Raw genomic sequence first — 14,332 nt, forward strand, 5'->3', positions numbered from 1 at the left:
GCGACCGGCCATGCACTCACGTAGAGCGTTGGCTGGTCGCGCAGTTCCTCGCGCCCCTTTTGGCAGTACGGAACCGTGACCAGGGGTGAGCGTCGCAGTTCCCCGAGCCCCTGAAGAATTAGCTCTGCCAGGTCTCCCAGAGGGCCGCGTACGGGCCGGCGGCGGTGACGAGGGCGTCGTGGGTGCCGAGTTCGGTGAGGCGGCCGGCTTCCATGACGGCGACGCGGTCGGCGTCGTGGGCGGTGTGGAGGCGGTGGGCGACGGCGATGACGGTGCGGCCTTCGAGGACGGCGGCGAGGGCGCGTTCGGTGGCGCGGGCGGCGCCGGGGTCGAGCAGGGCGGTGGCCTCGTCGAGGATGACGGTGTGCGGGTCGGCGAGGACGACCCGGGCGAGGGCGAGCTGCTGGGACCGGGCGCCGTCCAGGCGGTGGGCGCCGGCGCCGAGTTCGGTGTCGAGGCCGTCGGGCAGGTCGTGCTGCCAGCCGACGGCGGTGAGGGCGGCTTCCAGCCGGGCGTCGTCGGCGGTCGGCGCGGCGATGAGCAGGTTGTCACGGAGGGTGCCGAGGAAGACGTGGTGCTCCTGGGTGACCAGGACGACCTGGCGCCGCAGCCGGTCGGGGTCGAGGTCGGCGACGGGGACGCCGCCGACGGTGACGCTGCCGGCGCGGGGGTGGTCCATGCCGGCGAGCAGGCGGCTGAGGGTGGTCTTGCCGGAGCCGGACGGGCCGACCACGGCGAGCCGTTCGCCGGGACGGATGGTCAGGTCGACGCCGTGCAGGACGTCGTCGCGGCCGTCGTAGGCGTACCGGACGCCGGTGACCTCGATCCGGTCGTCCTGCGGCTCGGCGGAGCGGGCGGCGACGGCGCGCGGTGCGTCTGCGAGCCCTTCGACCCGGGCGAAGGAGGCGCCGCTGCTCTGCAGCTGCTCGATCCAGACCACGATGGTGTCGAGCGGTGACTCCAGCTGGCGGACGTACAGGGCGGCGGCGACGGCGGCGCCGAGGCCGACCATGCCGTGGGCGTGCAGCAGGGCGCCGACCAGCAGGACCACGACGACGGGGACGGTGTAGGAGACGCTGACGGTCGGGAAGAAGACGCTGCGCAGGAAGAGGGTCCGCTCGCGGGTGCGGCGGCAGTCCTCGACGGCCCGCTCGCCGGTGGCGGTCCGCTCGGCCTGCAGGCCGAGGGCGTCGACGGTGCGGGCGCCGGTGGCGGTGGCGGCGAGGACCTCGGCCAGGGCGGAGTTGGCGGCGCCCTCGGCGAGGTAGGCGGCGCGGGCGCGGCGCAGGTACCAGCGGGCGCCGAGGGCGATGCCGGTCATGCCGATCACCCCGCAGGCACCGAGCAGCGGTTGGACGGCGAAGGTCGCGCCGAGGATGAACAGGCACTGCAGGACGGCGATGAAGACGTCCGGGGCGGCATCGCGCAGGGCGCCTCCGACGGCGGAGACGTCGGTGGTGCCGCGGGCGGTGAGGTCGCCGGTGCCGGCCCGTTCGACGGTGCCGGCGGGAAGGGCGAGGGCGCGGTCGACGAACTGCTCGCGGATCCGGGCCGAGGTGCGCTCGCCGAAGCGGTGGGCGACGTACCGGCCCTGGCGGGAGAGCAGCAGCTGGGCGAGGGCGCAGCCGAGGATGGCGAGGGCCAGCCGGTCGACGGTGTGGGCGCCGGCGCCGGTGGTGACGCGGTCGATGATCCGGCCGAGCAGCCAGGGGCCGGCCAGGCCGGTGAGGGCGGCCAGCGCGTTGAGGGCGAGCAGGGCGGTGAAGCCGCGGAGGTCCTGGCGGATCAGCGCGACGGTGGCCCGGCGGACCCTGGCCGCGGTGGCGACGGGGAGATGGGTGCTCATCGGACGGCCTCCTCGGCGGGGCGGGGCGCGGGCAGGGCGGCGCCGGTGCTCTCCTCGCGGGAGACCAGGGCGCGGTAGCCGGGGTGGTCGCGGAGCAGCTCGCGGTGGCGGCCGGTGGCGACGACCTTGCCGTCGACCAGCAGGTGCACGGTGTCGGCGTGGTCCAGCAGCAGCGGGGAGACACTGGTGAGCAGGGTGGTGCGGCCGGTGCGGGCGCGGCGCAGGCCGGCGGCCATGGCGGCCTCGGTGTGGGAGTCGACGGCGGAGGTGGGTTCGACGGCGAGCAGCACCTCGGGGTCGGCGGCGATCGCGCGGGCCAGCCGCAGGCGCTGGCGCTGGCCGCCGGAGAGGTTGCGGCCCTCGGCGGTGACGGCGGAGTCCAGGCCGTCGGGCAGGCCGCGCAGCACGTCCAGGGCGGCGGCGGCTTCCAGGGCGGCGAGCAGGGCGTCGTCGGGGAGGGTGCGGCGGCCGGAGAGGACTTCGCGCAGGGTGCCGGCGAACAGGGCGGCCTCGTTGTCGGCGACCAGGATCCGGTCCCGGACGGTGCGGAGGGCGACGGAGTCCAGGCGGGCGGTGCCCCACTCGGCGGGGCCGTCGGCGAAGCGGCCGAGCCGGTCGACCACGGCGGCGCTGTCGGCGGGGCGGGCGCAGGCGAGCACGGTGAGCCGGCCGGGCGTCGCCTCGACGCCGGACTCGGGGTCGCGCAGCGTGGCGGGTCGGTCGGGGCCGGGGCCGCCGGCGGCCGGGTCGGTGCCGGGGTCGAGGGCGAGGAAGCGGACCACCCGGGCGGCGGCGACCAGGCCGCGGCTGATGTCCTGTCCGCTCTCCAGCAGGAACTGGACCGGGACCACCAGCACGGCGACGTACCCGTAGACGGCGACCAGTTCGCCGACGGTGATGTCCCCGGCGGCGGCCATCCGGGCGGCGAGCCAGGTGACACCGGCCAGGAAGAGGGTGGGCAGGCCGATCCCGAAGGACTGCAGCCAGCTGGTCACCGCGCCGACCCGGTAGCCGTCGGCCTGCAGTTCGCGGGAGTCGCGGCGGTAGCGTTCGGCGTACTCCTCCTTGCCGCCGAGGCCGTTCAGCACCCGCAGTCCGCCGACCATGTCCTCGAAGCGGGAGGACAGCCGGCCCTGCCGTTCCCGGTAGCGGCCCTCGGTGCCGCGCAGCCGGCCGAGCAGCGGGCCGACCACGACGGCGGTCAGCGGGACGCCGAGCAGCACCACGGCGGCGAGCAGCGGGGAGATGGCCAGCAGCAGGACGGCGATGGTGAGGTACGCGACCACCGAGCCGATGCCGGGGCCGACGAAGGTGAGGGTGCGGCTGATCTGGCCGACGTCGCCGATCCCGATGGTGACCACCTCGCCGGCGGTGACCAGCCGGGGCAGCGCGGCGCCGAGCCGGACGGACTGGCGGGTGACCACCCGGACGGTGCGGAAGGTGGCGTCCATCCGGACCCGGGTCATGGTGCGGTGCCGCAGCAGGCCGATGCCGGCGTTGATCACGCCGCTGACCAGTAGGACGGCGGTCCAGCCGAGCAGCGCGGCCGGGTGGCGGGCCTTCAGGCCGTCGTCGATCGCGCGGGAGAGCAGGTACGGGGTCAGGGTCAGACCGAGCATCCAGACGGTGCCGAGTACGGCCCCCGCGCCCACCCGTCCGCGCTGGCTGACCGTCAGCCAGAGCAGGTAGCGGCCGGCACTTCGGATGTCCGGTGTCCCCGGATCGGCGCTCAGGTCGTTCACGCACCGCACCCTAGCGGCCAACCCGCTTGGCGGGCCGCGAATTACCCGTTATCGTCACTCTGACATTATCTGAGAGAGGGGTGACGCCGTGAGCTGGACCGAACTGCTCGGCTTCGTCACCGGGGCGATCGGCGTCTGGCTCACCGTCCGGGCGAACATCTGGAACTTCCCGGTCGGCATCGCCAACAACGTCTTCTTCCTGGTGCTGTTCACCGGCGCCAGGCTGTACGCCGACGCCGCACTGCAACTGGTCTTCCTGGTGCTGGCCGTCCACGGCTGGTGGCAGTGGCTGCGCGGCGGCGAGCGCCGGGCCGGCCGGGAGATCCGGTCGGCCGGCGGCCCGACCCTCGGCCTGCTGCTGGTCCTGCTGCTCCCGGTGACCTGGGCGCTGACCGTGGTGCTCGCCCGGGCCGGTGACAGCGCGCCGTTCTGGGACGCGCTCACCACCGCGCTGTCGCTGGCCGCCCAGTGGCTGCTGAACACCAAGCGGATCGAGAACTGGTACTTCTGGATCGCCGCCGACCTGGTCTACATCCCGCTCTACCTGGCCAAGGGGCTGGACCTGACCGCCCTGGTCTACCTGCTGTTCCTCAAGATGTGCCTGGTCGGCCTGCGGAGCTGGCGCCGGCAGCAGCCGGCCGGCGCGGCGGCGGTGGCGGCATGAGCGACTTCCGGCACGGACTGGTGATCGGCAAGTTCTACCCGCCGCACGCCGGACACCACTTCCTGATCCGCAGCGCCGCCGACGCCTGCGACCGGGTCACCGTGGTGGTGATGGCGGCCGACGTGGAGTCGATCCCGCTGGCCGCCCGGGTCGGCTGGATCCGCGAGGCGTGGGCCGGCGACCCGCACGTGCGGGTGGTCGGCACCGCGGACAACCTGGAGGTCGACTACGACAGCGAGGAGGTCTGGGCCGGGCACGTGGCCCTGATGCGCGCGGCGGTCGGCGACCTGGCCCCGGCGGTCGACGCGGTGTTCAGCTCCGAGCCGTACGGCGTCGAGCTGGCCCGGCGGTTCGCGGCCGCCCCGGTGGTGCTCGACCGGGCCCGGGACACCTTCCCGGTCTCGGGGACGAAGGTGCGCGCCGACCCGGTCGCGCACTGGGCGGACCTGGAGCCGCCGGTCCGGGCCGGCCTGGCCCGGCGGGTGGTGGTGCTCGGCGCCGAGTCGACCGGCACCACCACGCTCTCCCGCGACCTCGCCGAGGCGCTCCGGGCCCGCGGCGGGGTGCACGCGCTGACCGGCTGGGTGCCCGAGTACGGCCGGGAGCTGACGGTGGCCAAGCTCGCGGTGGCCCGCGCGCGGACGGCGGACGGCCCCGAGCCGACCGTCTTCGACCTGGAGTGGACCGACCGCGACTTCGAGGTGGTCTGCCGGCGGCAGACCGAGGCGGAGGAGCGGGCGGCCAGGGCCGGCGGCCCGGTGCTGGTCTGCGACACCGACGCGCTGGCCACCACGGTCTGGCAGGAGCGGTACGTCGGCGCGGTGACGCCCGAGGTCGCGGCGCTGGCCGGGGCGCTGCCGCCGCGCGCGCTCTACCTGCTCACCTCGGAGGTGGGGGTGGACTTCGAGGACGACGGGCTGCGCGACGGCGAGCACCTGCGGGCCTGGATGAACGGGCGGTTCCGCGAGGTGCTCGCCGGCCGGGGCGTGCCGTGGCTGGAGCTGGCCGGGTCCCGGGCGGAGCGCCTGGAGCGGGCGCTGGCCGCGGTGGACCGGCTGCTCACGGACGGTCCCGGGCTGGCCGATCCGCTCGGCTGAGCGGGCGGCGCGCGGTCAGGACAGGGTCAGGACGGGCAGGCGGTGCCGGCCCGCAGCGGGAAGCGCTCGACCTCCAGGTGCCAGTTCTGCAGGCCGAACGAAGCGTCCCGGCTGGCCCGGACCTGGATCCGGGTGGTGGCGTCGCGGCCGTCGAACTGCGGGGCGAAGCAGGCGGTCCGGGTGTAGCCGTGGGCGCTCCACTCGGGCCTGCCGCGGGCGGTGACGAAGCGGGCGTTGGTGTCGCCGGGGGCGGCCACCTGCCCGCCGACCAGCACGCGGACCGAGCAGACCGCGTTGTCGACCGGCGACTCGCAGATCGCGTCGGCGTCGAAGTGGACCACGAAGACACCGTCGAAGCCGACGCCGCGGCCGGTGGAGTCGGGGACGACGGCGCCCGGCAGGTCGGTCCAGTCCTGCGCGGAGGTCTCGAACCGGTCGGCGTTCCAGAGGGTGGCGACGGCCGGGGTGCCGGTTCCCTGGACGGGGGCGGCGGGCACGGCGCGGGTGGCGGACTCGGCCGCCGGGGCGATCAGCGCCACGGCGCCGAGCGCGCCGACGGCCAGCGCCGCGGTGAGCAGACGGGGGCGGGACATGGCGTCCTCCTGGGACGGGGGAGGGCCGCCCGGGAGCCCGCGCTCCCGGGCGGTCACAAGGACCTAGGGGATCTGCCCACCGGAGGGCTTGGCCTCCAGCTTGATCCACTTGGCCGCGCTGGGGACGCCGGCCGAGTCGAGCAGGAAGAGCATGTAGTACCCGGGCGGCGCGGCCGCCGCCAGCGGCGGTGCCTGGAGGGTGAGTTGGCCGCCGTTGCGGTTGTTGATCCGCAGCTCCAGGTGGCGCTGGCTGGTGTCCACCGAGTGGGTGGAGGTGATCGGCGCCAGCAGGACCGCCCGGCTGACCTTGCTCGGCGTCGAGGTGGAGACCTGGAACTCGGTGTTGAACCGGACCGGGGTGGTCGGCGCGGAGTCGAGCGCCGGACGGTTGCCGGTCTGCAGGTACGGCGGCTCGTAGATCTCGATGGTGCCGTTCATGCCGGACTTGATGTCCGGGTTGTTGGCGATCTGCTGCAGCTCGTCGCCGGTGATCATGACGCGGCCGTCGGGGAGGATCACCGCGTTGGAGTGGTAGCCGCGCGGCAGCCGCTGGACCGGCCCGAGCTTCCAGTTGCCCTGGTCGTCGCGGAACTCGGTCTGGCGGTACTTCAGGTCGGCGTTGGGGTTGTACGGCCCGTTGCCGTAGTCGCGGATGTCGAAGGCGCCGTTGACGGTGAACAGCTTGCCGTCCGGGAAGATCAGGGTGTCGTCCTGGGTGCGCCCGAAGGCGCGCGGCTTCAGCATGCTCCACTGGCCGCCGGCGAGCTGGTAGGTGTTCGGGTCCTTGCGGTTGCCGCCGAGCACCAGCACCGAGTCCGGACCGTTGACGCCGCCGGGCAGGGCCACCGCCGAGCCGTAGTTGCGCCACGGGGCGTCGGCGGGCAGCTTGTCCAGGTCCGGGCGGGCGGGCAGGTCGGCGCGGGTCTCGGCCTTCGGGTCGAAGACCCACTGCTCGCCCGGCACCCGGCCGAGGCCGTAGACCTTGCCGTCGTTCAGCGAGAACAGCTGCGGGTAGTCCTGGGTGAACGGCGCGTCGGCGCCGAAACGGTCCACCGGCGCGTTCGGCACCTTGCCCGGGTCCTTCTCCGGGGCGACCGACTTGGCGGGGAAGCGCTCAACGATCGGCGTCGGGGTGCCCCAGCCGAGCTCGGACTGCCCGGACATGATCAGCTGTCGGCCGTCCGCGCCGGTCACCACCGACGGGTACCAGCGCCCGACCTGCATGTCCGGGTTCTGGGTCCACTGCTCCTTCCACGGGTCGAAGATCAGCGACAGCTTGGCGCCGGCACCGCCGTTGCCGCCCAGGTTGCCGCCGAACACGCCGACCATGCCGTTGGGCAGGTACGAGTGGCCCGCGCAGAAGAACGGCGCCGGGCGGTTGGCGCCGGTGCCGTCGTCCAGCACCACGTTGGGCGGGGGCACAGCCTTGAAGGCGTCCGCGCCGGTGCCCTTCGCCGGGTCCCACAGGTACGCCCGGCCGGCGTTGGCCAGGCCGATGACGTTGGTGGGCGCGGGTTCCTTGGTCGGGTCGGTCTCGACCGCCTCGAACGAGAAGACCAGCACCTTGCCGGTGGGCAGCAGGGCGATGTGGTCGCCGTAGTCGGGGGAGGGGAAGTAGTCGGTGAACTTTCCGAAGACCGCCGGGTCGAAGGCGCCGTTGGTGGCCTTCTGGCTGTCCGTCAGCGCCTTGAGGCGGTTGATCCGCATCGGGTTGGGATAGCCGTTGTCCGGGCCGCCCTCGGCCCGCCGGGAGCCCTGGGCGGCCCGGCTCTCCAACCGGATCCAGGCCCGCTGGGCGGCCTCGTCGTGGCCGAGCGCGGCGAGTTCGGCCGGATCGATGGCGGCGTCCACCTGCTCGGCGGTGAAGGCGGCCCCGGCGTCCGGGCCAGCGGCGGACGCGGGAGCGGCGCAGAGCAGGGAGGCGGTGAGGCTGGAGGCGAGGACGCAGGCCGCCGCCGCGGCGGCCAGCCGGGCGCGGGAGGGTGGTGCGGTACGGGACATGGACTTCCTTCAGGACGGAGAGTGACCGGCGCCGGCCGGGGAGGCGGACCGCGCGAGGGGACGCGGTCGGGTCGCCGCAGGTCGTTCGTCAACGGATGAGCCACAGTCTGGGCGTTGCCATGACGTCGTGTCACGTCGCCGCGCGCGGACGGATGGTGTCGGGCGCGCCTGTCGCGATCATGAAGTTCGGATACATACCATGCCCCTGGCTGTCACGGAAGGTAATCACACTGGAGGGTGCATGGCGACCGATCTGCCGCTGCGCGAGAACGACGACATCCAGGGGGACGTCCTCGCCGGCTTCAAGAAGGACCACACGGTCCTGCTCTTCCTCACCTTCGAGGACCCGGTCAAGGCCCGCGGCTGGCTGCGCCGGCTCACCCCGAGGATCGCCACCACCCGGCAGGTGGCGGCCTTCAACAAGGCGTACAGCGAGGCGCGCAAGCGCTCCGGCGGCGATCCCACCGGTCTGCGGGCGACCTGGCTGGGCGTCGGCCTCACCTATCCGGGGCTGGCGGCGCTGATCGACCGGGAGCCGTACCCGCCCGTCCCGGCCGAGCGGGACGACACCCTGCGCGCCTTCCAGCAGGGGCCGGTGGCCCGGGCCGGGATCCTCGGCGACGAGGGCGACAGCCACCCCAGCACCTGGATCTTCGGCAACAACCGCACCGAGGAGTCGCTGCACGCGGTGCTCACCGTCGCCGCCGACACCGTCGAGGACCTGCAGGCCGAGCTGACCGCGCAGCGCGAGGCGGCGGCCCAGTGCGGGGTGTCGATCGTCTTCCAGCAGAACTGCGCCACCCTGCCCGGCAGTCGCCGCGGCAAGGAGCACTTCGGCTTCAAGGACGGCGTCAGCGAGCCCGGCGTCCGGGGCTTCGACGAGCCCGACCCGCTGCGCGAGGAGTGGGTCAGGGACCACCCCGGCACCCGGCTGATCCCGGCCGGGGAGTTCGTCGTCGGACACCCGAGGGTGGAACCGGGCGTCATGCCGCCGACCGCGGCGCCGTGGGCGCACAACGGCTCCTTCCAGGTGGTCCGGCGGCTCGCCCAGGACGTGCCGGGCTGGTGGGCCCAGCTCGCCCGGACGCTGCCGGTCCTGAAGGAGCGCAAGGCCGTTCCGCAGGACGCCACGGTGGAGTGGCTGGCCGCGCGGGTGGTGGGCCGGTGGCGCTCGGGGACACCGGTGGCCAAGTGCCCGCACGCCGACACGCCGTTCAACACGGTCGCCGCCAACGACAACGAGATCAGCTTCCGGGACGACCCGGACGGGCACACCACCCCGCTCTTCTCCCACCTGCGCAAGACCAACCCGCGGGACGGGCTCCGGGAGGCGTCCGGCGAGCCCCCGCTGCCGGAGAACCCGGTGATGGACCGCCGCCGGATCATGCGCCGCGGCAGCCCGTACGGCCACCCGTTCGACCCGGCCGCCGAGGGTCCGGGCGGGCCGGACGCCCCGCGCGGGCTGCTCTTCGTCTCCTACCAGGCCGACCTGGTCACCCAGTTCGAGTTCATCCAGAACATGTGGATGGACAGCCCGGGCTTCCCGCCGGGCCGCAAGGCACCCGAGGGCCGTCCGCCCAGCCCCGGCCCGGACGCGATGGTCGGCGCCGACGGCACGGTGTACTGGGAGCACGCCGACGGCGAGCCGGTCGAGCTGGAGTTCCGGCGCTTCGTGCGGACCGAGGGCGCCGTGTACGCCTTCGCCCCGTCGATCACCGTGCTCCGGGCGCTCGGCGACGGCGTGCTGCCCGGGGAGGACACGACCGAGCCCGGTCGCCCGGTCGACACCTTCCTGCCCGTCCCGGACCGCCAGCGGGACGCCGGCAAGAGCTGGTACTGGGCCTTCCGCACGGTCGGCGGCAAGCAGGTGTTCCGGGTGGTGTCGATCGCCGACGGCAGCGAGCACACCGACGTCCGGGAGGTGGACGACCGGCCGGTCGACGAGTGGGACTCCTTCGCCGGGATCCACCGGGTCGACCTGCTGCTGCCCTTCCCGGACGGACAGCGGGTGGACGGCAAGACCTGGTACTGGCTGTTCCACACCCGCACCGACGGGCGCCAGGTGTACCGGGTGGTCTCGATCGCGGACGGCAGCGCGCACGAGGACGTCAAGGAGCGGGACGACGCCGACCTGACCGCCTGGCGCTCGCTGGCCGGCGCCGGCCGGATCGACGTGGTGCTGCCGGTGCCGGACCTGCAGCGGGTCGGCGGGAAGAGCTACTACTGGGTCTTCCACTCCCGGGAGGGGGAGCAGCTCTACCGGGTGGTCTCGATCGCCGACGGCACGCGCCACGAGGACGTCCTGGAGGTGCCGGACCGGCGGATCTCCGAGTGGGACTCCTTCGCCGGCATCACCCGGATCACCGAGATCCTGCCGGTGCCGGACCGGCAGCGGGTGGACGGCGTGTCCGCCTACTGGGTGTTCCACGGCGACGACTACCGGATCGTCACCGTCGACGACGGCAGCGCGCACGAGGACCGGATCGTGGTCGGGGACCGTCCGGTCACCCGGTGGAACTCGCTGGCCTGAGAGCCGTGGAGCCGTCCGGCCCGGGCCCCGTGCGGGACCCGGGCCGGACGGCGGTCGTACCGGCGGTCAGACCAGGCTGTCGCGCCAGGTCCGGTGCAGGGCGGCGAAGCGGCCGGTGCCGGCGATCAGCTCGGCCGGGGTGCCGTCCTCGACCACCCGGCCCAGGTCCATCACCAGGACCCGGTCGGCGATCTCCACGGTGGACAGCCGGTGGGCGATGATCACCGCGGTCCGGCCGGCCAGGACGGTCCGCATGGCGCGCTGCACCGCCTGCTCGCCGGGCACGTCCAGCGAGGAGGTGGCCTCGTCCAGGATCAGCACCGCCGGGTCGGCCAGCAGGGCGCGGGCGAAGGCGACCAGCTGGCGCTGGCCGGCCGAGATCCGGCCGCCGCGCTTGCGCACGTCGGTGTCGTAGCCGTCCGGCAGCTCGGCGATGAACTCGTGCGCGCCGATCGCCCTCGCCGCCGCCTCCACCTCCGCCCGGGTGGCGTCGGGCTTGCCGATGGCGATGTTCTCGGCGACCGTCCCGGAGAACAGGAACGACTCCTGGGTCACCATCACCACGTTGCGCCGCAGCTCGGGGGTGGCGAGGTCGCGCAGGTCGACGCCGTCCAGGGCGACCCGGCCGTCGGTCGGGTCGTAGAACCGGGCCAGCAGCTTGGCCAGGGTGGACTTGCCCGCACCGGTGGCGCCGACCACGGCGACGGTCTGCCCGGCCGGCAGCACCAGGTCGAAGGCGGGCAGCACCTCCTTGCCGTTCCGGTACGCGAAGCGCACCCCGTCGAAGCCCACGTCGCGGCCCTTGCCGGCGGCGGCCGGCAGCTCGACCGGCTCGGCCGGCTCGGCGACGCTGGGCTCGTGGGCGAGCAGGCCGGCCATCTTCTCCAGCGCGGCCGCGGCCGACTGGTAGCTGTTCAGGAACATGGCCAGCTGGTCGATCGGGTCGTACAGCCGGCGCAGGTACAGCACGAAGGCGGTGAGCACGCCGAGCGCCAGGCTGCCGTCGGTGACCAGGTAGGCGCCGACCAGGACCACGCCGGTGATCCAGACGTTGGCCGTGGTCCGGGACAGGCCCACGTACCGGGCCATCTCCAGCAGGCCGTCCGCGGTGGCGTCGGCGGACTGCCGGTTGACGGCGCCGAAGGCGCGCTCGTTGGCGGCCTCGCGGCGGAACGCCTGGACCGGGCGGATGCCGTTCATGGTCTCGGTGAACCGGACGATCAGCGCGGCCACCGCCGTCCGGGAGCGCCGGTACACCTTCTGCGAGCGGCGCCGGAAGGAGCGGACGATCAGGTACATCGGCAGGAAGGACACCAGTGCGGCCAGGCCGAGCCGCCAGTCCATCCACAGCAGCACCACGGTGATGTAGCAGACCGACAGAGCCACCATCAGCAGCTCCTGCAGGCCCTCGGCGAGCAGTTCGCGCAGCGCGTCCACGTCGCTGGTGGCGCGGGAGATGATCCGGCCGGAGGTGTAGCGCTCGTGGAAGTCCAGGCTGAGCCGCTGGGCGTGCCGGAAGATCCGGCCACGGAGGTCGAGCAGGATGTCCTGGTTGATCCGGCCGCTGAGCCGGATGAAGGCGCGCTGCAGCAGGGTGGCGACCAGCGCGCAGCCCAGGTACGCGGCGGTGACCGCGATCAGCGGGCCGCTGTCGTGGTCGCGCAGCGCCGGGATGCCGCGGTCCATGGCGACGGCGACCAGCAGCGGGCCGGACTGCATGGCGGCCTGCTGGATCAGGATCAGCAGCACCGCGACGGTGATCCGGCGGCGGTGCGGGCCGAGCAGCTGTCCGAGCAGCGCCCGGGCCGCGCCGGGCGGGACGGGGATGTCCTCGTCCTCGGCGGCGGCCAGGGCGGCCTGCGTGTCGGCTTCGGGCGGGGGCAGCTCGTCCTCGGCGGGCGTGGCCGGTTGGACGGTGGTGGTCATCGCGGGAGGGACCCTTCCAGCTCGGGGGCGGCCTCGCCGGACATCAGCGCCCGGTAGGCCGGGGAGCTGTGCAGCAGCTCCTGGTGCGTGCCGACCGCCTCGATCCGGCCGTCGGCGAGGAGGGCGACGCGGTCGGCCAGCAGCACGGTGGACGGGCGGTGGGCGACCACCAGCGCGGTGGTGGAGGCCAGCACCGTGCGCAGCGCCTGCTCGACCAGCGCCTCGGTGTGCACGTCCAGCGCCGAGAGCGGGTCGTCCAGCACCAGGAACCGCGGGTCGCCGACCACCGCGCGGGCCAGCGCGAGGCGCTGGCGCTGGCCGCCGGACAGGCTCAGGCCCTGCTCGCCGACCTGGGTGTCGGCCCCCTCCGGCAGGCCCGCGACGAAGCCGGCCTGGGCGGTGGCGAGCGCGGTGGCCAGCCGCTCCTCGTCGGCCTCGGGCGCGCCCATCAGGACGTTCTCCCGGACGCTGGCGGAGAACAGCGTCGGCTCCTCGAAGGCGACCGAGACCAGCTCGCGCAGCCGGAGCCGGGACAGGTCGCGGATGTCGGTGCCGTCCAGGGTGATCGAGCCGGCGGTCGCCTCGTACAGCCGGGGGATCAGCGCGGTGAGGGTGGTCTTGCCGCAGCCGGTGGCGCCGACCAGGGCCATCGTCTCGCCGGGGCGGACGTGCAGGTCGATCCCGGTCAGCAGGTCGGGCGTGCCCTCGGGCGCGTCCGGGTAGCGGAACCGGACGCCGGTGAACCGGATGCCCGGGTCGTCGGCGGCCGGGGCGCCGGAGGGGGCTCCCTCAGCGGCGGCGAGTGAGGAAGGCTCGGGCTCGTCCATCACCTCGAAGAAGCGGTTGGCGGCGCTGCCGGCCTCGGCGGCGAAGCCGAGCAGCCAGCCGAGCGACTCCACCGGCCAGCGCAGCGCCAGCGCGGTGGACAGGAAGGCGACCAGGGTGCCGGCCGACATCCCGTCCTCGGCCACCTGCCAGGCGCCGACCGCCAGCGCGCAGCCGAGCGCCAGCTCCGGCAGGCCGACGATCACCGCCCAGAGGTTGGCCAGCAGCCCGGCCTTGCGCAGCTCGGTGGTGCGCAGCTCGCCGCTGTGCTGGCGGAACTCCTCGGCCATGCTGCGGTGCCGGCCGAAGGCCTTGAGGATCCGGATGCCGAGGATGGACTCCTCGACCACGGTGGCCAGGTCGCCGTTCTGGTCCTGGGCCATACGGGAGGCGGTCTGGTAGTTGCCCTCGAACCGGCGGGTGTAGAGGATCAGTGGCACCGCCGGCACCAGGGTGATCAGCGCGAGCCGCCAGTCCAGGGTGAACATCAGCACGGTGCCGGTGACGAAGACCGTCGAGTTGACGATCAGGAAGACCAGCGGGAAGACGAAGAACAGCCGCATCACGAACATGTCCGAGGTCGCCCGCGAGAGCAGCTGGCCGGAGGGCCAGCGGTCGTGGAAGGAGACCGGCAGCCGCTGCAGCTTGGCGTAGAGGTCGCCGCGCATCGCGGTCTCCACCCCGGCCATCGGACGGGCCAGGATCACCCGGCGGGTGTAGAACAGTGCGGCCTCGGCCAGGCCGAGCACCAGCAGCAGCCCGATGAGCGGCCGCAGCGCGGCCAGGTCGTGGTGGGCGATCGGGCCGTCCACGATCCGGCGCAGCACCATGGGCACCGCGAGCACGCTGAGCGAGGCCAGCCCGGCGGCGGCGACGGAGCCGGCGATCCGCCAGCGGGCCACCCGGGCGTACGGCCACAGCCGGAGCAGCGCCCGCACGGTGGAGTGACGTGCGGGGGGTGATTCCGGTGGGTGTTCGGTTGACGCTCCGTCGGCGTCCGCGGGGGTGGGCGGGGCGGCGGGGTTCTGGTTCTCGGCCATCGCGGAGAGGGTAGGACGAGTCCGCGACATTTCTCACCAGGTTTTATGCCCCTGTCGGCGAGAACCGG

At 74.0% G+C, this 14,332-nt stretch carries 9 protein-coding genes; 3 read left to right on the forward strand and 6 right to left on the reverse strand.

Annotated elements, in window-relative coordinates; translation table 11 throughout:
* Positions 1 to 118 precede the first annotated feature (118 nt).
* Both FHR36_RS03750 and FHR36_RS03755 read right to left on the reverse strand, forming a co-directional pair.
* The gene (locus FHR36_RS03750; protein ID WP_253793723.1) at positions 119 to 1,846 is read right to left on the reverse strand and encodes an ABC transporter ATP-binding protein; all 1,728 of its coding nucleotides are present in this window, start codon (positions 1,844 to 1,846) and stop codon (positions 119 to 121) included.
* Entirely contained in the window at positions 1,843 to 3,588 is a 1,746-nt protein-coding gene (locus FHR36_RS03755) for an ABC transporter transmembrane domain-containing protein (RefSeq protein WP_253793724.1), read from the reverse strand. Before FHR36_RS03755 ends, FHR36_RS03750 begins: the two co-directional genes overlap by 4 nt.
* Positions 3,589 to 3,676: 88 nt before the next feature.
* Here FHR36_RS03755 and pnuC point away from each other — a divergent pair, with 88 nt between their 5' ends.
* The gene (gene pnuC / locus FHR36_RS03760; protein WP_253793725.1) at positions 3,677 to 4,252 is read left to right on the forward strand and encodes a nicotinamide riboside transporter PnuC; all 576 of its coding nucleotides are present in this window, start codon (positions 3,677 to 3,679) and stop codon (positions 4,250 to 4,252) included.
* Complete coding sequence (locus FHR36_RS03765) at positions 4,249 to 5,349, forward strand: AAA family ATPase (RefSeq protein ID WP_253793726.1); 1,101 nt, start codon at positions 4,249 to 4,251, stop codon at positions 5,347 to 5,349. Before pnuC ends, FHR36_RS03765 begins: the two co-directional genes overlap by 4 nt.
* Positions 5,350 to 5,375: 26 nt before the next feature.
* Here FHR36_RS03765 and FHR36_RS03770 read toward each other — a convergent pair whose 3' ends face one another.
* Complete coding sequence (locus FHR36_RS03770; protein WP_253793728.1) at positions 5,376 to 5,942, reverse strand: hypothetical protein; 567 nt, start codon at positions 5,940 to 5,942, stop codon at positions 5,376 to 5,378.
* 63 nt (positions 5,943 to 6,005) lie between these two features.
* A complete protein-coding gene (locus FHR36_RS03775; protein WP_253793730.1) occupies positions 6,006 to 7,943 on the reverse strand; it encodes a galactose oxidase early set domain-containing protein in 1,938 nt (645 codons plus the stop codon).
* Positions 7,944 to 8,184: 241 nt separating this feature from the next.
* On the opposite strand from FHR36_RS03775, the gene FHR36_RS03780 reads away from it, so the two are divergent.
* Positions 8,185 to 10,473 carry a Dyp-type peroxidase gene (locus FHR36_RS03780; protein WP_253793732.1) on the forward strand — a complete coding sequence of 763 codons (2,289 nt, stop codon included), beginning with the start codon at positions 8,185 to 8,187 and terminating at the stop codon, positions 10,471 to 10,473.
* A gap of 66 nt (positions 10,474 to 10,539) precedes the next feature.
* On the opposite strand, the gene FHR36_RS03785 is transcribed toward FHR36_RS03780, so the two are convergent.
* Together FHR36_RS03785 and FHR36_RS03790 are read right to left on the reverse strand one after the other, a co-directional pair.
* Positions 10,540 to 12,399: an ABC transporter ATP-binding protein gene (locus FHR36_RS03785; protein ID WP_253793734.1), complete on the reverse strand. Its 1,860-nt coding sequence runs from the start codon at positions 12,397 to 12,399 to the stop codon at positions 10,540 to 10,542.
* Entirely contained in the window at positions 12,396 to 14,264 is a 1,869-nt protein-coding gene (locus FHR36_RS03790; protein ID WP_253793737.1) for an ABC transporter ATP-binding protein, read from the reverse strand. The genes FHR36_RS03785 and FHR36_RS03790 overlap by 4 nt, the downstream gene beginning before the upstream one ends.
* Between the last annotated feature and the right edge of the window lie 68 nt (positions 14,265 to 14,332).

The organism is Kitasatospora cinereorecta, assembly GCF_024172095.1.
Taxonomy (GTDB): Bacteria; Actinomycetota; Actinomycetes; order Streptomycetales; family Streptomycetaceae; genus Kitasatospora; species Kitasatospora cinereorecta.

Excerpts from the sequence above, each read along its gene's own strand:
- FHR36_RS03790 (WP_253793737.1), bottom strand. The coding sequence starts at position 14,264 with ATGGCCGAGAACCAGAACCCCGCCGCCCCGCCCACCCCCGCGGACGCC.
- FHR36_RS03750 (WP_253793723.1), bottom strand. The coding sequence starts at position 1,846 with ATGAGCACCCATCTCCCCGTCGCCACCGCGGCCAGGGTCCGCCGGGCC.
- FHR36_RS03770 (WP_253793728.1), bottom strand. The coding sequence starts at position 5,942 with ATGTCCCGCCCCCGTCTGCTCACCGCGGCGCTGGCCGTCGGCGCGCTC.
- FHR36_RS03780 (WP_253793732.1), top strand. The coding sequence starts at position 8,185 with ATGGCGACCGATCTGCCGCTGCGCGAGAACGACGACATCCAGGGGGAC.
- FHR36_RS03775 (WP_253793730.1), bottom strand. The coding sequence starts at position 7,943 with ATGTCCCGTACCGCACCACCCTCCCGCGCCCGGCTGGCCGCCGCGGCG.
- FHR36_RS03785 (WP_253793734.1), bottom strand. The coding sequence starts at position 12,399 with ATGACCACCACCGTCCAACCGGCCACGCCCGCCGAGGACGAGCTGCCC.
- FHR36_RS03765 (WP_253793726.1), top strand. The coding sequence starts at position 4,249 with ATGAGCGACTTCCGGCACGGACTGGTGATCGGCAAGTTCTACCCGCCG.